At 72.5% G+C, this 17167-nt stretch carries 18 protein-coding genes; 6 read left to right on the top strand and 12 right to left on the bottom strand.

The features are described from left to right. Positions 1-12: 12 nt before the first annotated feature. On the bottom strand, positions 13-1146 hold the full coding sequence (locus ACLJPY_RS23555; protein ID WP_410591517.1) for an erythromycin esterase family protein: 1134 nt from the start codon (positions 1144-1146) through the stop codon (positions 13-15). Positions 1147-1177: 31 nt separating this feature from the next. On the opposite strand from ACLJPY_RS23555, the gene ACLJPY_RS23550 reads away from it, so the two are divergent. Continuing rightward, a complete protein-coding gene (locus ACLJPY_RS23550; protein WP_410591516.1) occupies positions 1178-1804 on the top strand; it encodes a TetR/AcrR family transcriptional regulator in 627 nt (208 codons plus the stop codon). 9 nt (positions 1805-1813) lie between these two features. Here the strand turns inward: ACLJPY_RS23550 and recG are convergent, their stop codons facing one another. Together recG and ACLJPY_RS23540 are read right to left on the bottom strand one after the other, a co-directional pair. After that, entirely contained in the window at positions 1814-3967 is a 2154-nt protein-coding gene (gene recG / locus ACLJPY_RS23545; RefSeq protein ID WP_410591514.1) for an ATP-dependent DNA helicase RecG, read from the bottom strand. Positions 3968-3970: 3 nt separating this feature from the next. Further along, a complete protein-coding gene (locus ACLJPY_RS23540) occupies positions 3971-5545 on the bottom strand; it encodes a DAK2 domain-containing protein (RefSeq protein ID WP_410591512.1) in 1575 nt (524 codons plus the stop codon). Between the two features lie 134 nt (positions 5546-5679). Between ACLJPY_RS23540 and rpmB the strand changes: the two genes are divergently transcribed. Then, positions 5680-5871: a 50S ribosomal protein L28 gene (rpmB, locus tag ACLJPY_RS23535; RefSeq protein ID WP_176172341.1), complete on the top strand. Its 192-nt coding sequence runs from the start codon at positions 5680-5682 to the stop codon at positions 5869-5871. Between the two features lie 58 nt (positions 5872-5929). Here rpmB and ACLJPY_RS23530 read toward each other — a convergent pair whose 3' ends face one another. From ACLJPY_RS23530 to ACLJPY_RS23520, 3 genes are all read right to left on the bottom strand, one after another. Beyond that, entirely contained in the window at positions 5930-6697 is a 768-nt protein-coding gene (locus tag ACLJPY_RS23530) for an alpha/beta fold hydrolase (protein ID WP_410591511.1), read from the bottom strand. Positions 6698-6762: 65 nt separating this feature from the next. After that, positions 6763-7440: a uracil-DNA glycosylase gene (locus tag ACLJPY_RS23525; RefSeq protein WP_410591509.1), complete on the bottom strand. Its 678-nt coding sequence runs from the start codon at positions 7438-7440 to the stop codon at positions 6763-6765. Between the two features lie 30 nt (positions 7441-7470). Then, positions 7471-8001, bottom strand: coding sequence for a gamma carbonic anhydrase family protein (locus tag ACLJPY_RS23520; protein ID WP_410591508.1), 531 nt, complete (start codon positions 7999-8001; stop codon positions 7471-7473). Between the two features lie 32 nt (positions 8002-8033). Between ACLJPY_RS23520 and ACLJPY_RS23515 the strand changes: the two genes are divergently transcribed. Next, positions 8034-9236: a glycoside hydrolase family 27 protein gene (locus ACLJPY_RS23515; protein WP_410591506.1), complete on the top strand. Its 1203-nt coding sequence runs from the start codon at positions 8034-8036 to the stop codon at positions 9234-9236. On the opposite strand, the gene ACLJPY_RS23510 is transcribed toward ACLJPY_RS23515, so the two are convergent. Then, positions 9223-9702: a GNAT family N-acetyltransferase gene (locus ACLJPY_RS23510; RefSeq protein WP_410591505.1), complete on the bottom strand. Its 480-nt coding sequence runs from the start codon at positions 9700-9702 to the stop codon at positions 9223-9225. The genes ACLJPY_RS23515 and ACLJPY_RS23510 overlap by 14 nt on opposite strands. A gap of 16 nt (positions 9703-9718) precedes the next feature. Then, positions 9719-10675, bottom strand: coding sequence for a thiamine-phosphate kinase (locus ACLJPY_RS23505; RefSeq protein ID WP_410591503.1), 957 nt, complete (start codon positions 10673-10675; stop codon positions 9719-9721). 137 nt (positions 10676-10812) lie between these two features. Here ACLJPY_RS23505 and ACLJPY_RS23500 point away from each other — a divergent pair, with 137 nt between their 5' ends. Together ACLJPY_RS23500 and ACLJPY_RS23495 are read left to right on the top strand one after the other, a co-directional pair. Next, entirely contained in the window at positions 10813-11046 is a 234-nt protein-coding gene (locus tag ACLJPY_RS23500) for an Lrp/AsnC family transcriptional regulator (protein ID WP_003091994.1), read from the top strand. A gap of 20 nt (positions 11047-11066) precedes the next feature. Continuing rightward, positions 11067-11606 (top strand): DUF3515 domain-containing protein, encoded by a 540-nt coding sequence (locus tag ACLJPY_RS23495; RefSeq protein WP_410591502.1) that lies wholly within the window; start codon positions 11067-11069, stop codon positions 11604-11606. Here the strand turns inward: ACLJPY_RS23495 and ACLJPY_RS23490 are convergent. Together ACLJPY_RS23490 and ACLJPY_RS23485 are read right to left on the bottom strand one after the other, a co-directional pair. Next, complete coding sequence (locus tag ACLJPY_RS23490) at positions 11603-12697, bottom strand: D-alanine--D-alanine ligase family protein (protein WP_410591500.1); 1095 nt, start codon at positions 12695-12697, stop codon at positions 11603-11605. The two genes, ACLJPY_RS23495 and ACLJPY_RS23490, sit on opposite strands and share 4 nt — an antisense overlap. 254 nt (positions 12698-12951) lie before the next feature. Further along, entirely contained in the window at positions 12952-14316 is a 1365-nt protein-coding gene (locus ACLJPY_RS23485; protein ID WP_410591498.1) for a PLP-dependent aminotransferase family protein, read from the bottom strand. An 85-nt stretch (positions 14317-14401) separates the two neighbouring features. On the opposite strand from ACLJPY_RS23485, the gene ACLJPY_RS23480 reads away from it, so the two are divergent. After that, entirely contained in the window at positions 14402-15058 is a 657-nt protein-coding gene (locus ACLJPY_RS23480; RefSeq protein WP_410591496.1) for a pyridoxamine 5'-phosphate oxidase family protein, read from the top strand. On the opposite strand, the gene ACLJPY_RS23475 is transcribed toward ACLJPY_RS23480, so the two are convergent. Both ACLJPY_RS23475 and ACLJPY_RS23470 read right to left on the bottom strand, forming a co-directional pair. Then, positions 15030-16439, bottom strand: a complete 1410-nt coding sequence (locus ACLJPY_RS23475; RefSeq protein WP_410591495.1) for a sensor histidine kinase — start codon at positions 16437-16439, stop codon at positions 15030-15032. The two genes, ACLJPY_RS23480 and ACLJPY_RS23475, sit on opposite strands and share 29 nt — an antisense overlap. Further along, positions 16436-17149, bottom strand: coding sequence for a response regulator transcription factor (locus tag ACLJPY_RS23470; protein ID WP_410591493.1), 714 nt, complete (start codon positions 17147-17149; stop codon positions 16436-16438). The genes ACLJPY_RS23475 and ACLJPY_RS23470 overlap by 4 nt, the downstream gene beginning before the upstream one ends. Positions 17150-17167 lie beyond the last annotated feature (18 nt).

The raw sequence follows: 17167 nt of genomic DNA, 5'->3' as shown, positions 1-17167 counted from the left end.
GAACGGGCTCACCTACCCGGCGCCGCCGCCGAAGATCGTTTCCTGCTTCTCCAGGCAGACCACCGCATCGAACGCCGCCGCGACGTCCACCGCCGGGCTCAGGTGCGCGTGCCGGACGGCCGCGGCCGCCGGGTGCTCGGCCACGCACGGTGCCCGCGATGCCAGCAACGCCTCGACGCTGCCTTCCGCGGACGCGTCGAGGGCCTGCTCGAACATCCGGAAGCCCAGCGGGAACGCCGGGTCGGGTGCCAGACCGGTCGTCGTCCCCGAGACGGCGGTCAAAGCCAGCGCGAAATAGCGATCGCCGAGCTCCGCGGCCAGGTGCGTGCCCGCCGACGGCGCCGTCATGCCCGGCATCGGCGAGAACGGGATGCGCTGGAGGTGTCCGTTGTGGAGCATCAGCACGATCTTCTCGCCGGGGAACTGCCGCCGCAGCAGCCGCACCGTGGCCGCCATGTACGTGTCCCGCGACGAACTCTGCGGCTCGGGCGCGTGGCCTGCCATCAGCGCGGCCAGCTCCCGCAGGTACAGGTCCACCCGAAGCGCACCTTCCGCGTGGTGCACGGCGACGCCACCGTAACCAAGGGACTCCACGTGTCCTTTGAGGATGGTCAGCGCCGTCGTCGCGGCATCCCGCGCCTCTGCGCTCATCGCCGCGTACCGCCCCGGCGCGACCGCGCTGCTCACCGACGCGTACGGCTCGCACGCCGCCAACGCCGCGTCCACAAGGGACACGTTGGCCGGGTCCACGCGCCGGACCTCCGAACGCAGCGCCTGCAGCGCGGGCACCGGCGAGCCCGCCGAGCCCGGGACGTCGAGGCCGAAGAACCGGACGCCGCGGCCGCGCAGCCAGGTCAGCATCTCGTGCACCTCGGCGGAGTCGCCGAGGCCGAAGGTGAAGCCGTCCCGCGCGACGTCGGCGACCTCACCCGGGCCGCCCTGGAGCCACGCGTCGACCAGGTGCCCCTCCGGGAAGCCGCCCTCGAACCCGAGCACGGTGAACCCGCACTCGGTGACGAGGTGGCGCAGGAGGCGGTCCCGCAGCACACCGAACTCGCGGATGTGGTGGTTGTTCTCCCCGATCGCGACGACCTCGGCGTCCCCGATCAGTTCGGCGATTTCCGCAACGGCGACGGTTCCTGTCATACTGAGCACACTAACGCAACAGGAGTAGCAGTTGGCCACTGAGATTTCCGGGACCAAGCGCCCCGGCGGCCGCACCGAGCGGACCCGCCTCGCCGCGCTCGAAGCCACCCTCGCGCTGCTCGGCGAACGCGGGTACGCGGAGCTGACCGTCGAGGCGGTGGCCGAACGCTCCGGCGTCCACAAGACGACGCTGTACCGCCGCTGGGAGTCCGCCGAGGGCCTGGTCGCGGCCGCCCTGCTGATGGGCACCGAGCAGGAGTGGGCCGCCCCGGACACCGGGTCGCTCGAAGGCGACCTGCGCGCGATCAACCTGGAGCTGGTCCGCTACTTCACCACGCCGGGCGAACGCGAGCTCCCGACGGCGTCGATCTCGGCCGCGTTCCTCTCCGCGCGCGCCGCCGGCGCCCTGCAGGAGTTCTACGTCGACCGCCACGCCCGCTCGGCCGCCGCGGTCCACCGCGCGATCGACCGCGGCGAGGTCCCGCCCGGCACCGACGCCGTCGAGGTGATCCGGGTGGCGTGCGGGCCGGTCTTCTACCGCCTGTTCGTCTCCCGGGAAGGCGTGACGCCGGAGGACGCCGGCGTCGCCGCGAAAGCCGCCGCGGCGGCCGCGAAAGCCGGCGTGTTCACCGCAACCGGCGGCACTCTCCCGGGGTGACGCGCCCGCTCAGCTCTTCTCCAGGTACTCCGCGCGGTCGACGTCGACGACGTCGCCGACCATCTGGGCCAGCCCGCGGTACTTCTTCAGCTCCGGGTCCTTCTCGACGATCTCCTGCGCGCTCTCCCGGGACGCGGCGATGACGTCTTCGTCCCGCAGGAGCGACAACAGCTTCAGCGTCGAGCGCTTGCCGGACTGGGCCGCGCCCAGGATGTCGCCTTCGCGGCGCAGCTCGAGGTCCAGGCGCGACAGCTCGAAGCCGTCCGTCGTGGACTCGACCGCCGCCAGCCGCTCGCGGGTCGCCGTGCCGTCGAGGGTTTCGGTGACCAGCAGGCACAGCCCCGGCACGCTGCCCCGGCCGACGCGGCCGCGCAGCTGGTGCAGCTGGCTGACGCCGAAGCGGTCGGCGTCCATGATCACCATCGCGGTCGCGTTCGGCACGTTCACGCCGACCTCGATCACCGTGGTGGCCACCAGGACGTCCAGCTGGGCCGCCGAGAACGCGCGCATCACGGCGTCCTTGTCGTCGGGCGGCATCCGGCCGTGCAGCACGCCGATCCTCAGGCCCTGCAGCGGCCCGTGCTCCAGCTCGGGCGCGACTTCGAGGACCGCCAGCGGCGGCCGCTTGTCGCTCTTGTCCGACGGCGGCTCGTCGCCGATCCGCGGGCAGACGACGTACGCCTGGTGGCCCTTGCCGACCTCCTCGCGGACGCGCTGCCAGATCCGCTCGAACCACGCCGGTTTCTCGGCGACCGGCACGACCGTGGTCGCGATCGGCGACCGCCCGACCGGCATCTCCCGCAGCGCCGACACCTCCAGGTCGCCGTAGACGGTCATCGCGACCGTGCGCGGGATCGGCGTCGCCGTCATGACCAGCACGTGCGGGCTCGTGTCGCCGGCGCCGCGGGTGCGCAACGCGTCCCGCTGCTCGACGCCGAACCGGTGCTGCTCGTCGACGACGGCGAGGCCGAGGTCGGCGAACTCGACGTGGTCCTGGATGAGCGCGTGCGTGCCGACGACGATGCCCGCTTCCCCGCTGACGATCTCCAGCAGCGACTTCTTGCGTTCCTTCGCGCCCATCGACCCGGTCAGCAGCGTCACGCGCGTGGCGTTCTCCGCCGCGCCGAGCTCGCCGGCCTGGCCGAGGTCGCCGAGCATCTCCCGCAGCGACCGCGCGTGCTGCGCGGCGAGCACCTCGGTCGGCGCCAGCATCGCGGCCTGCCGCCCGTTGTCGACGACCTGCAGCATCGCCCGCAGCGCGACGACCGTCTTGCCCGAGCCGACCTCGCCCTGCAGCAGCCGGTTCATCGGGTGCTCGGACGCGAGGTCGGTGGCGATCTCGTCGCCGATCCCCCGCTGGCCCGCGGTGAGGTCGAAGGGCAGCCGCTTGTCGAAGGCGTCCAGCAGACCGCCGCTGACGTGCGGGTTCGCCTTCGCCGGCCGCGAGATCGCCGAGTGCCGCCGCTGCGCGAAGATCAGCTGGACGGCCATGGCTTCGTCCCACTTGAGCCGCTTCTTCGACGCCTCCAGGTGCGCCCAGTTCTCCGGGCGGTGGATGCCGCGCAGCGCGTTGTCCAGGTCGGCCAGCTTGTGCAGCCGCCGCAGCTCCGCGGGCATCGGGTCGTCGTCGACCTCGAGGACGTCGAGGACCTGGCGCACGCACTTGGCGATCGACCAGGTCGGCATGCCCTGCGCCGCCGGGTAGACCGGGATGATGGCGGCGAGGAAGTCGTCCATCGCCTCCTCGGCGCGGTCGGCCTCGAACAGCTCGTACTCGGGGTTGGTCAGCTGCAGCGTGTCGCGGAAGGCGGACACCTTGCCGGCGAACAGGCCGGTCTTGCCGGGGACGAGGTCCTTCTCCCGCCACGCCTGGTTGAAGAAGGCGCAGGTCAGCCGGCGTTTCCCGTCGGTGATGACCATGTCGAGGATGGTCCCGTTGCGTGCCTTCATCCGCCGCTTGCTCACCTTTTCGATGCGCGCCAGCACGGTGGCGTGCTCGCCCAGCTCCAGGCCGTGGATGTCGGTGAGCTCGCCGCGCTCGGCGTAGCGGCGCGGGTAGTGGCGCAGCAGGTCGCTGACCGTCTCGATGTCCAACGACGTGGCGAGCGCCTTCGCCGTCTTGGCGCCCAGCAGCAACGGCAGCTTGTCGCGCAGTCCGGCCATCCGCTATTCGACTCCCATCAGCAGCACGGCGTCCGCCTGGCCACTGGCGTAGCCGGCCAGTTCCACCTCGGGGTGCTCCACCCGCAACTGCTCCGCGAGCTCCTCGGCGACCCCCGGCGGGGCCGCCGCCCCGCTGAGCACGGTCACCAGCTCGCCGCCGAGCGCCAGCATCCGGTTCAGCACCTTCATCGCGGCCGCGACCAAGTTGGTCTCGGACGCGGGCGCGGGCTCGATCAGCACCACCTCGTCGTCGACCAGGCCGACCACGTCGCCGGACTGGGCCCGGCCCACCCAGGTTAGCGACTCCTCCTGCGCGATCCGCAGTTCGCCACGCCTGGTCGCGGCGGCCGCTTCGGCCATCGCGACGACGTCGTCGTTGGTGCGGCGGCCGGCGTCGTGCACGGCGAGGGCGGCCATGACCTGCACCGGCGATGCGCACGGGATGACGACGACGTCCCGGCCGGCGGCCATGGCGTGCCCGGCCGCGGCGTCGGCCGCGGCGGTGAGGGCGGCGCTGCCGGGCAGCACGGTCACCTGCTGCCCGGCGGCCTCGTTGAGCAGGCCGATCATGTCTTCGACGCTGGGGGTCCCGCCCTCGGGCACGGCCAGCACCGGGATGCTTTCGGCGCGCAGCAGCTCGGCCAGCGCCCCGCCGTGGACGACGGCGACGACCGTGCGGTCGATCCCGCCGCCCGGCTCGATCGGCGTCGGCGTGAGCAGCGGCTCGACGCGGATCCGGCGCGGGCGGCCCAGGGTGAGCCCGGCCTCGATGGCGGCGCCGATGTCGGCGCAGTGGACGTGCACGGCGTGGCTGCCCGAGCCGTCGCCGGCGACCGTGACGCTGTCGCCGAGGCCGCTGAGCTCCTTGCGCAGGGTCGGCAGGCTCGCCTCGTCGACGCCGTCGAGGAGGTACATGACCTCCCAGGCGTAGGCCTCGGCGCTATCGGTGTGGACTTCGAGGGCGTGCTCCTGCTGGACGGGGGCGCCGGTGAGCACCCCGACCAGCGCGTCGAGCACCGCGACCAGGCCGCGGGCGCCGGCGTCGACGACCCCGGCCCTGGCCAGGGCGGGCAACTGCTCCGGCGTCTTCTCGAGCGCGTGCGCGGCCTCTTTCGCGGCTTTCGCGGCGATCTCGGGCAGCGGGCTCGTGTCGCCGCGGACGGCGAGGGCGACGGCGTGCAGGACGGTCAGGATGGTCCCGGCGACCGGGCGGCTGACGGCGCCCGTGGCAACCTCGTCGGCGTGCCCGAGGGCCCGCGCCAGCCACGGGCCGTCGAGGTCGCCTTCGGCGCGGTCGGCGAGCCCGCGGATGACCTGCGAGAGGATGACACCGGAGTTGCCCTTGGCGGCGGCCACGGCCCCGCGCGCGAGGACCTTGAGCGCTTCGGCCGCGGTTTCCGGCGTCGCTTCGGAGAGTTCGCGGGCCGCGCCGGTCATCGTGAAGAGCATGTTGGAGCCGGTGTCGGAGTCGGCGACGGGGTAGACGTTGATGCCGTCGATGGCCGGCCGCAGGCTCGCCAGGCTGCGCACACAACCCGCCGCCCAGGCCGACACCGCCACCGCGTCCAGCACCCGCACCCCGTAACCTCCTACCCGGTCCCCGGGCAGCGTATCGACCCGGTGCCGGGGCCCTCGATCGCAGTAGTTACTATGGTCGAGTTGCCCAGTGCATCTGGGCTCATTTCTATGACCCAGATCCAAAGGAGTTCGACGTGGCTGCCGTGTGCGACGTCTGTGGCAAGGGACCGGGCTTCGGCAAGGCGGTCTCGCACTCCCACCGCCGTACCAACCGCCGGTGGAACCCGAACATCCAGACCGTCCACGCCAAGGTGGGTGTGTCCCAGCGCAAGCGCCTGAACGTGTGCACCTCCTGCATCAAGGCGGGCAAGGTCGTCCGGGGCTGACGCTGCAGCGAAGTTTGGGGATGGCGGGTGCTCGCGAGAGCACCCGCCATTTTCATGTCTACTTCAGGAAATCGGTCAGCAGCTCCTTGAGCGTCTCCGGGTACTGGAGGACGCCGTGGTCCTGGCCGTCGAGGGTCTCGTGACGGGCGCCGGGCACCGCCGCGGCCGCCGCGCGGGCGCCTGACTGGAGTGCGTCGTCGCTCGCGCCGCCGCCGATCACCAGCGCCGGCACCCGGATGCGGGCCAGGTTCTCCGAAGGGCGGGCGTCCGGGCCGACGATCGTCAGGTCGTACGGCAGCGTGTGCGCCAGCGCCGTGAACCAGCCCCACACCGGCGCGGACTTCATCCCCTCGATCATCTCCGCCGACGTGCCCGCGACCTGCAGGAACGTCGCCACCGCGCCATCGCGGTCCCCCACCGCCAGCTGCGCCCGCACCTCGTCGACGACATCGGCCCGCGGGTGCTCGTCGGTCGCGTACGGCGGCTCATACGCCACCACGCGGTCGATCCCGATGCCCGCCGCGGCCGCCTCGAGGGCCAGGACCGCGCCCGAGGAGTGCCCGAACACCGACGCCGTCCCGCCCAGGTGCGCGATCAGCGCCGCGAGGTCCTCGATCTCCCGCTCGACGGCGTACTCCGGGGCGTCACCGGAGTCCCCGCGGCCCCGCCGGTCGTAGTTGACCACCGTGGAGTCACCGGCCAGGACCTCCGCCAGGCCCACCGTGGTCGTCCGGTCGTTGAACGCGCCGCCGGTCAGGATCACCGGCGGGCCGTCGCCGCGCTGCTCGAAGCAGATGGTCGTGCCGTCGGCCGAGGTGACGTTCATGTTTTCCTCCGGAAAGGGTTCGTTTCCCCTCGGTCGGAGCCGTCACGCGGATCCGGACACGACCCTCAGGGAAGTTTCCAATCGACCGGCGCCGCGCCCTGCTGCTCCAGGAGCTGGTTGGCCCGGCTGAACGGCCGCGAACCGAAGAAGCCGTTGTGCGCCGACAGCGGGCTCGGGTGCGCGGATTCGATGCACGGGACGTCACCCAGCATCGGCCGCAGGTTGCGGGCGTTGCGGCCCCACAGGATCGCCACCATCGGCTCCGACCGGGCCGCGAGGGCCTTGATCGCCTGCTCGGTGACCGCCTCCCAGCCCTTGCCCTGGTGCGAGTTCGACTTCCCGGGCTCCACGGTCAGGGACCGGTTGAGCAGCAGCACGCCCTGCTCGGCCCACGGCGTCAGGTCGCCGTTCGAGGGCAGCGGGTGGCCGAGGTCCTCGGTGTACTCCTTGTAGATGTTGATCAGGCTCTTCGGGATCGGCCGGACGTCCGGCGCCACCGAGAAGCTCAGGCCCACCGCGTGTCCCGGCGTCGGGTACGGGTCCTGCCCGACGATCAGCACCCGGACGTCGTGGAACGGCTGCTGGAACGCCCGCAGCACGTGCTCACCCGCCGGCAGGTAGGTGCGGCCCGCGGCGATCTCCGCGCGGAGGAACTCCCCCATCGCGGCGACCTGCGGCGCCACCGGTTCGAGGGCTTTCGCCCAGCCTGCCTCGACGATGTCCTGCAGCGGTCGTGCGGTCACGGCGCGCAAGCCTACCGGGCGTGGCCGGCGTCACCCGAGCGGGTCGAGCCGCCTCAGCTCCGCCTTGAACCGCTTCGCCCGTTCGACGTAGGAATCCACGACCAGCGCGATGTTCTCCGGCCCGAACGAGGTGTTCTCGCGCACCTTCCCCGGCACGCCCAGCGCGATTTCGCCGGTCTTGACGTGCGAGCCGTAGGAGAGCACCGCGCCCGCGCCGACCATGCCGCCGTCCTCGATGACCGAACCGTTCAGCACCACCGAACCGGACGCGATGAGGCAGCCGGTGCCGATCGTCGCGCCCTCGACGTGGACGGCGTGGCCGATCGCCGACGACGGCCCGAGGATCGTCGGGTGCCGCCGGGTGCAGTGCAGGACGCAGCCGTCCTGGACGTTGGAGCGCTCGCCGATCTCGATGTAGCCGTGGTCGCCGCGCAGGACGGTCTGCGGCCACACCGACGCGTGGGCGCCGATCCGGACGTCGCCGATCACCGTCGCGTCCGGGTGGACGTAGGCGTCGGGGTGGATCGTCGGTTCGAGATCACCGAGCGCGTAGATGGCCATGCCGCCTCCGGGTGACTGCGGTTTCACTTCCGGTGCGATTGGATCACGCCATCGCCGCCAAGCCGAAGACCAGCCTGCTCGTCCTCCTCCTCGTCGTGCTGACGTGGCTGCTCAGCCTGCCCGTCGTGACCCCGGCGCTCGCGAACGGACTGGCCGGGACGCCGCCGATGGGCTGGAACAGCTGGAACCAGGTCCGCTGCTACGACCTGACCGAGGACGTCGTGAAGCGTGCCGCCGACGCGCTCGCCGACACCGGCCTGCGTGACGCGGGTTACCAGTACGTCGTCGTCGACGACTGCTGGCAGGCTCCGGCCCGCGCCGCCGACGGCTCGCTACAGGCGGATCCGGCGCGGTTCCCGCACGGGATCGCCGACCTCGCCGACTACGTCCACTCCCGCGGCCTGCTGTTCGGCATCTACGCCGTGCCCGGCAGCCGCACGTGCGCCATGGCGAACGACGCCTACCCGGCGGCCGGCATCGGCTCGCTCGGCCACGAGCGCCAGGACGCCGAGACGTTCGGCCGCTGGGGCGTCGACTACCTCAAGTACGACTGGTGCAACGCCGACACCGTGGACGGTCTCGACCGGAAGGCCGCGTTCGAGAAGATGCGCGACGAACTGGCCGCGCTGCCCCGGCCGATCGTCTACGCGATCTCCGAGTACGGCGTCTCCAGCCCGTGGACCTGGGCGCGGCCGGTGGCGAACCTGTGGCGCACCACCTACGACCTGGTCCCGACCTGGGATTCGGTGCTCGCCACGATCGACCAGCAGGCCGCCGTCGCCGTGCACAGCGGCTCGCCCGGCGGCTGGAACGACCCGGACATGCTGCAGGTCGGCAACGGCACCCTCACCGCCGATGAGGCCCGCGCGCACTTCAGCGTCTGGGCCGTGCTGAACGCGCCGCTGTTCGCCGGCACCGACCCGGCGAAGCTGAGCGCCACCGACCTCGCGACGCTCGGCAACGCCGAAGCGATCGCCGTCGACCAGGACTTCGCGGGCGGCCAGGGCCGTCGGCTCGCCGCGGGCCCCGGCTACCAGGTGTGGGGAAAACCGCTGAGCGACGGCGGTTTCGCGGTGGTGCTGCTCAACACCGGCAGCACCACCGCGACCGTTTCCGCGTCGATCCCCGGCGCTTGGCGGGTGCGCGACCTGTGGGCCCACCGGGACGCCGGGACGGCCGTGTCGGCGTCCCTGCGGCCCCACGCGGCGGCCCTGCTGCGGCTCACACCGAGGTGAGGTCCTTGCCGAAGCAGCGGCTTTCCGGCTCGTTCTTGTAGACGCCGAAGTGCGGGATCTCGGTGTAGCCCGACGACGTGTAGAGCGCGATCGCTTCCGGCTGCTTCGTCCCGGTCTCCAGGACCGCGCGCTTGCGGCCGGACAGCGCCGCCGTGCGTTCCAGTTCGAACAGGATCATCCGCGCGAAGCCGCGCCCGCGCGCGGCGTCGGAGACGTACATCCGCTTGAATTCGGCGTCACCCGGCCGGAAGTCGGGCTCCGGGCCGTCGTGGGCGCGCCACGCTCCGCACGCGACCGCCTCCTCGCCCTGGTAGCCGACGAGGAACAGGCCCTGCGGCGGGTCGAAGTCCGCCGGGCTCATCGGGGTGATGTCTTCGCTGCCGTAGCGCTCGATGTACACCTGCTGCACCGCGGTCATGAGCTTGGCCGCGTCAGGGTGGTCGTAGGGGACCGGAACGATTCTCACGCTTCCCGAGCCTAGATCAGCGCCAGTGCGTCCAGCCGCCTTCTCGGGAAAACGTCTTCCCGTCGACGGTGATCCCGGAGTCCGGCATGGTGACGACGCCGATGGTGCGCCAGCCGTCCGGCAGCTCGGTGAACGGCGGGAAGGTGGCCGCCAGCGCGTGGTCCTCGCCGCCGGTGAGCACCCAGTCCAGGGGGTCCGCGCCCAGGGCGGCGCCGACTTCGGTGAGCCGCGCGGGGACGTCGAGGTCGGCGGTGCGCACGTCGATGCCGACGCCGGAGGCCTCGCCGATGTGGCCGAGGTCGGCGAGCAGGCCGTCGGAGACGTCGATCATGGCCGTGGCCCCGGCCAGCGCGGCGCGAGGACCGGCTTCGTAGGGCGGTTCCGGGCAGCGCTGGGCGTTGACGACGCCGACCGGCGACCGGAAGCCCCGGCCGAGCACGGCCAGGCCGGCGGCGGCCCAGCCGAGCCGCCCGTTGACCGCGACGACGTCGCCGGGCCGGGCGCCCGAGCGCGTCACCGGCTCGCGGTCGCCGAGGTCGCCGAGCGCCGTGACGCTGATCACGAGCTGGTCGGCGCGGACCATGTCGCCGCCGGAGACGCCGATGCCGGCGCGGCCGGCCTCGGCCCACATGCCGTCGGCCACGCCGGTGACGACTTCGCGCGGGGTGTCGGGCGGGCAGGCGAGTCCGACGAGGACGGTGGTCGGGGTGGCGCCCATGGCGGCGATGTCGGCCAGGTTGACCGCGACGGCCTTGCGCCCGACGTGCTCGGGGGTGGACCAGTCGAGCCGGAAGTGGACGCCCTGGACGAGCACGTCGGTGCTGGCGACCACCCGCCCGTCCGGGGCGGCGACGACCGCGGCGTCGTCGCCCGGGCCGAGCAGCGTGCCCGGGGGCTGGCGCCGTCCTTCGGTGACGGCTCGGATGAGCGCGAACTCGCCGGTCTCGGCGACCGTTCCGTCGTTCGGTGACACCGGTCACCTCTGCTTTCTCTACCGGGACAAAGATCGATCACCGATAGTCGGATGCCCTATGTTTTTCCGTGAGCTGGCGATACGTTGCTGATGACGTTCCTACCTTGAGCGACAAGATCCCGACGAAAGGGCGCGCCGTGGTCCACGCATACATCCTCATCCAGACCGAGGTCGGCAAGGCGGCCGCGGTGGCTGCCGAGATCTCCAGCATCCCGGGTGTGACCAGCTCGGAGGATGTCACCGGACCGTACGACGTGATCGTCCGCGCGGCCGCCGACAACGTCGACCAGCTGGGTCAGCTCGTGGTCGCGAAGGTGCAGAACGTGGAGGGCATCACGCGGACGCTGACCTGCCCGGTGGTGCACCTGTAGCGAGTGGTGTAGTGGTCGGCGTGCCTGACTCCGACACCGGTGCTCCGCCCAGGGTGGTGCTCGTCACGGCGGCGGCGCTCGCCGTGGCCCTGGCGGTCGCCATCGCCGTGTTCGCGCTGACCCGGCCTCCCGCGGATTCCGCGGACTCCGGTCCCCTGCCGCTCGTGCCGGTGCCCGCGCCCTTCGCCGGGTCGCCGGGGTGCACGACGCTGCTCGGCGCCGTGCCGACGGAGCTGACGTCGAACGGCGCTTCCCTGAAGTTGCGTTCGCTGGCGTCCCCGGCGCCGCCGGCCACGGTGGCCTGGGGCACGACGGATCCCCTGGTGCTGCGCTGCGGCCTGGACCGGCCGCCGGAGCTGACGCCGTCGGCGCAGCTGCGGCTGGTGAACGGCGTGCAGTGGCTGCAGGTGCCGGGCGAGGGCGCGTCGACGTGGTACGTGGTCGATCGCGAGGTCTACGCGGCGCTGACGGTGCCGGACAGCGCCGGGACGGGCCCGCTGCAGCAGATCTCGGACACCGTCGCGGCGAAGCTGCCCGCGAAGCCGCTGCGCTTTTCCTAGCGCAGGCCCGTACCCCGGGCGATCGCCGTCTCGACGAGGGTGGTCAGCAGGGTCGCGTAGTCCATGCCGGTGACCTCCCACATCTTCGGGTAGGCGGACTTCGTCGTGAAGCCGGGCATGGTGTTGACCTCGTTGATGATCAGCTCGTGGTCTTCGGTGACGAAGAAGTCGACGCGCGCGAGCCCCTGGCAGTCCAGGGCCCGGAACGCTTCGACGGCCATCGCGCGGAGCTTCTCGGTGAGGGCGTCGTCGAGCTTGGCGGGGATGTCGAGTTCGGCGTCGTCGCCGAGGTACTTGGTTTCGAAGTCGTACCAGGCGTTTTCGTCCTCGGACAGCACGCGGATCTCGGCCGGCAGCGAGGCTTCGACGCGGCCGTCCGGGAACTCGAGGACACCGCACTCGACCTCCCGCCCGACGACGGCGGCCTCGACGAGCACCTTGGGATCGGTGGCGCGCGCGAGTTCGATGGCGGCGTCGAGCCCGGCCCAGTCGGCGACGCGCGAGATGCCGACGGAGCTCCCGGCCCGCGAGGGCTTGACAAAAACGGGAAGACCGAGGTTTTCCCGGTCGGCGTCGTCCAAAGTGGATTGACCCCGCTTGAGCGCGGCGTAGGTCCCGACCGGAAGCCCTTCGGCGGCAAGGAGTTTCTTGGCGGTCTCCTTGTCCATGGCGGCGGCGCTGGCGAGCACCCCGGGCCCGACGTAGGGGATGCCGGCGAGTTCGAGCAGGCCCTGGATGGTGCCGTCCTCGCCGAAGGCCCCGTGCAAGACGGGGAAGACGACGTCGACGCGCGACAGCATTTCGCTTTCCCGCCCGGGTTCCACGGCGACGAGGCCCTGGCTGGAGGGATCCCCGGCGAGCACGAGCCCCTTGCCGTCGTCGACGGAGGGCAGTTCCCGGCCGCGGATGGCGAGCTGGGCGGAGTCCCCGGACCCGAGCACCCACCGGCCTTCCCGGGTGATCCCGACGGGGACGGCCTCGAACCGCTCGGGATCGAGGTGGCCCAGGACGCTGCCCGCGGACAGGCACGAGATGGTGTGCTCGCTGCTGCGCCCGCCGAACACGACCGCGACCCGGATCTTCTCGCTCATGGTGAGCCACCGTACCCGGTGACCTCGCGGAACGGCCGAGCCCGGTGCGGTGGGTGGGCGGTACCGAGCGGTGAGCGCAACCGGTGACGGGGGTGATGCGTCCGGTAGGTCGCGGGGGTTGGTGGGGTGTTGTTCGGGGTGGGCTGGTTTCGGTGGGGTCGCTCGTCTTCCCACTCAGGTTTCAAGCCGCGTCCGCCGAGCTGCGCTCAGCCGGGCAGGCTCCGCAAGACACTCACCGCGGAAGACACAACCCATCACCGCAGCAAAGACACCAACGTCGGCAAAGCCGCCGCCAAGGCCTCCCGCGAACACCCCGCATACCCGATCGCCACCCCGAAAGCCGACGGCTCCCCGGCGAAGTGCCGCGACAACCCGTCCAACCGGATCCCCCGCCGCTCGGCCGCCGCGATCACCGAAGCCTCCACCGCGGCCGAGGAAAACGGCACCACCAGATGCGCTCCCGCGTCGTCACCCCGCATCGGGATGCCCGCCGAAGACAGCGCCGCCGCCAGCAAAGTCCGCCGCTCCGCCATCTCACGCCGCAGTTTCCGCAGGTGGCGGCCCAGATCACCGTTCCGCGCGAACTCGTACAGCACGCGCTGCCCCGCGGGCGACGGGCGCGTTCCGGTCAGGTCGCGGTACGCCAGCACCGCCGAAGTGATCGCCTCCGGCGCCACCATCCAGCCCGCCCCCAGCGTCGGGGTCAAGATCTTCGACGTCGTCCCCAAGTGGACCACCACGTCCGGCGCCAGCGAAGCCAGCATCGGCAGCGGCGCCACGTCGAAGCGCAGCTCTCCGTCGTAGTCGTCCTCGATCACCAGCATCGACGATGCGCGCGCCCGCTCCACCAGGGCGACGCGCCGGGCCGCGCTCAGCCTGCTGCCCATCGGGTACTGGTGCGCCGGCGAGCAGTACACCGCCCGTGCGCCCTCCGGGACGAAGTCCGGCCGCAGCCCCTCGAGGTCCACCGGTACCCCGACCACCCGCATGCCCGCCCGCCGGAACGCCTGGACCGCCCGCTGGTAGCCGGGCTCTTCGACGGCCACGACGTCTCCGCGCTCCAGCACCGCCGCGGCCAGCTCGACCACCGCCGCCGTCGTGCCGCCCGTCGCCAGTACCGAGCCCGCCGCCAGCCCGCGGTGGCGCAGCAGGTGCTCCGACACCGCCGCGCGGTACTCCGGGAGCCCCGCGCGGTGGGCGCGGACCAGCGGCTCCGGGTCGGCCGCCGCCCGCCACGCCCGGCGCCAGGCCGCTCGGTCCAGCCCCGCCGCCCACGGCGTGCCCGGGCCCAGGTCCAGCAACGACGGCGAAACGAGCTCCGGAGCCGGGACAGCGGGCGCCGGCACCTCCGAAGCCGACGAGGAAGGCGGAGTCGTCACGTACGTGCCGGAGCCGTGGCGGCCGGCGATCCAGCCCTCCGCGTGCAGCTGCTCGTACGCCGCCGACGTCACCGTGCGGCTGACGCCGAGCCGCCCGGCCAAGGCCCGGGTCGAGGGCAGCCGGTCGCCGCCGCGCAGGTGGCCGCTCGCCGCGGCTTCGCGCAGCGCGTCCGCCAGCTGCACCGCCAGCGGCGTCACCGCCGACCGGTCGAGGCTCACCGGGAGTGCGGTGTCGGTCACGGGGCACCTCCTGCCAGAGTGGACTTCCCAAGTGTACGAGAAGTGGCCGTTTTCCGAGGCCACTGTCCCGGGAGACGCTGGTCGCATGTTGTCGACCACGCCCCGCACCACGCTCGGCCGCAAGAGGCACCGCGCGGTGACCGATCGCTCGGCCCTGCACGCCGTTCTCGACGAAGGCCTGATCTGCCACCTCGGGATCGTCCGCGACGGCGTGCCGCTGGTCCTGCCCACCGGCTACGGCCGCGACGGCGACACGCTCTACCTGCACGGCTCGACCGGTGCGGCCAGCCTCCGCACCGCCGCGCACGGCCTCGACGTCTGCGTGACCGTCACCCTCCTCGACGGCATCGTCTACGCGCGCTCGGTCAACAACCACTCGATGAACTACCGCAGCGCCGTCATCCTCGGCCAGGCGAAGCCGGTCCTCGACGCCGACGCGAAGATGCACGGCCTGAAGGTGCTGACCGACCACCTCGCGCCCGGCTCCTGGGAGCACGCGCGCGAGGTCAACGCCAAGGAGTTCGCCGCGGTGTCCGTGCTCGCGCTGGACCTCGCCGAGGCGTCGGTGAAGATGCGCGCCGAAGGCCCCGACGACGAGCCCGAGGACGTCGAAGCCGACACCGCCTGGGCCGGCGTGCTGCCGGTGCGGACGGTCTACGGCACGCCTGAGCCGTCCGAAGACCTCTCCCCCGGCTGGACCACGCCGGCGCACGTCAGCGCGCGAGCGGCAGCCGCACGCTGAAGGTCGTCCGGCCCGGTACCGAAGACACCGACACGGTGCCGCCGTGCGCGGTGACCAGTGACTGGACCACCGACAGCCCGAGCCCGGTGCCGCCGTTGCCGCGGGTGCGGGAGTCGTCGACGCGGAAGAACCGGTCGAAGATCCGCTCCTGGTCCCCCGCGGCGATCCCGGGCCCCGTGTCGGTCACCTGCGCCACGGCGTGACCACCCGAAGCCGCCACCGAGACGTGCACCGACGTCCCGGGCGGGGTGTGCACGGCCGCGTTGGCCAGCAGGTTGTCCAGCACCTGCCGCAGCCGCACCGGGTCGGCGTCCACGAAAGCCGTCGTAAGCGCCGACGTCAGCGGGTGGTCCGGCCGGCCGGCGGCGAACGCGTCCGCCGCGTCCCCGGCCAGCTCGGCCAGGTCGACGCGCTCGGGCCGCAACGGCGTCTCGGCGGCCCGCGCGTCCAGGCGGGCCAGCAGCAGGAGGTCGTCGACGAGCACGGTCATCCGCGCGGTCTCCTCGCGGATCTTCGCCAGGTGCGCCTCGCGCTCGGCCGGCTCGTTCGCCGCGGCGTAGCGGAAGAGGTCGGCGTACCCGCGGATCGACGTCAGCGGCGTCCGCAGCTCGTGCGAGGCGTCCGCGACGAACCGCCGCAGCCGCTCGTTGGCCGCCGTCTTGGCCGCCAGTGACGTGTCGATGTGGGCGAGCATCACGTTGAACGCCGTCCGCAGCTCCTCGACTTCGGCGCCGCCGCCGGTGCCCGCCGCGCGCACCGGCAGGTCCGGGTTCGCGGTCAGGTCGTGCGAAGCGATGTCGTGCGCGGTGCCGGCCATGTCGGCCAGCGGACGCAGGCCGCGGCGCAGCACCAGCCGTCCCACGACCACCAGCACGCCCAGCGCGAGCGCGAACGCGGCGACCTCCACCCAGACCAGCTGCCGGACCGTGCCGTCGAGGTCCTTCTGCGGCGCGGCCGACAGCAGCACCGAGTCCGGGTCGACCGGGCACGCGCGCACCCGGTACGGGCCGTCGCCGGGCAGCGAGATGTCCCGGGTGACGTCGCCGTGCACGGCTTCGGCGGCGATCCTCGCCAGCTGCCCGGCGTCCCCCGGCAGCTTGCCGCCCGGTTCCGGCACGGCGACGCCGCCGGAGACCTTGTAGAGCGCCGAGTACCACGAGTACACCGACTGCGGCGAGCCGTGCGTCTCGCGCAGCAGCGGCAGCTGCGTGTTCTGGCTCTTGGACAGCTGCTCGTCGAGCCGCCGGTCGAGGTAGCCGTGCATGATCCCGACCGTCGTGACGCCGACGGCGGCGAACACCACCAGCGCGAGCGCGCCGAGGCCGAGGGTGATCCGGGTGCCCAGCCGCGAGCGCCGCCACGCCTCGAACCAGCGCCTCACCGGTGGACCTGCCGCACGACGTAGCCGACGCCGCGCACGGTGTGGATCAGCGGCTCGCCGCCGCCCGCGTCGACCTTGCGCCGCAGGTGCGAGATGACCAGTTCGACCACATTGGACCGGCCGCCGAAGTCGTACTCCCAGACGTGGTCGAGGATCTGCGCCTTGGTCAGCACCGCGGGCGAGCGGCGCATGAGGTAGCGCAGCAGCTCGTACTCGGTCGGGGTCAGCTCGGCCGGGACGCCGCCGCGGCGGACCTCGCGGGTGTCCTCGTCCAGGGTCAGGTCGCCGACCCGCAGGACGGCCCCGCGCGCCTCGGGCTGGTGCGCGACCCCGGCGCTGCGCCGCAGCACCGCCCGCAGCCGCGCCATCAGCTCTTCGACCGAAAACGGTTTCACGAGGTAGTCGTCACCCCCGCGGGTGAGCCCGGCGATCCGGTCGGCGGTCGCGTCCTTCGCCGTGAGGAAGACCACGGGCACCGCGTTGCCGCCCTCGCGCAGGCGGTCGAGCACGGTGAAGCCGTCGAGGTCGGGCAGCATCAGGTCGAGCACGACGATGTCCGGGGCGAACTCCGCGGCCCGGCCGAGCGCGGCCTGCCCGGTGCCGGCCGTGACCGCCTCCCAGCCCTCGTACCGGGCGACGGTGGCGACGAGGTCGGCGATGTGCGGCTCGTCGTCGACGACGAGCAGGCGCACGGGGTCGGAGCTCTGCACCTTCGTATCTTCTCCCGC

The sequence above is a fragment of the Amycolatopsis sp. lyj-23 genome, assembly GCF_046549135.1.
Lineage (GTDB): Bacteria > Actinomycetota > Actinomycetes > Mycobacteriales > Pseudonocardiaceae > Amycolatopsis.
The sequence above is the reverse complement of the archived record's forward strand: the minus strand, read 5'-3'. Positions and strand labels throughout refer to the sequence as shown.

What these genes read in the sequence shown, in the direction of transcription:
- ACLJPY_RS23520 (WP_410591508.1), bottom strand. Translation starts at nt 8,001, where the DNA reads ATGGCCATCTACGCGCTCGGTGATCTCGAACCGACGATCCACCCCGAC.
- ACLJPY_RS23555 (WP_410591517.1), bottom strand. Translation starts at nt 1,146, where the DNA reads ATGACAGGAACCGTCGCCGTTGCGGAAATCGCCGAACTGATCGGGGAC.
- ACLJPY_RS23480 (WP_410591496.1), top strand. Translation starts at nt 14,402, where the DNA reads ATGTTGTCGACCACGCCCCGCACCACGCTCGGCCGCAAGAGGCACCGC.
- ACLJPY_RS23530 (WP_410591511.1), bottom strand. Translation starts at nt 6,697, where the DNA reads ATGAACGTCACCTCGGCCGACGGCACGACCATCTGCTTCGAGCAGCGC.
- ACLJPY_RS23490 (WP_410591500.1), bottom strand. Translation starts at nt 12,697, where the DNA reads ATGAGCGAGAAGATCCGGGTCGCGGTCGTGTTCGGCGGGCGCAGCAGC.
- recG (WP_410591514.1), bottom strand. Translation starts at nt 3,967, where the DNA reads ATGGCCGGACTGCGCGACAAGCTGCCGTTGCTGCTGGGCGCCAAGACG.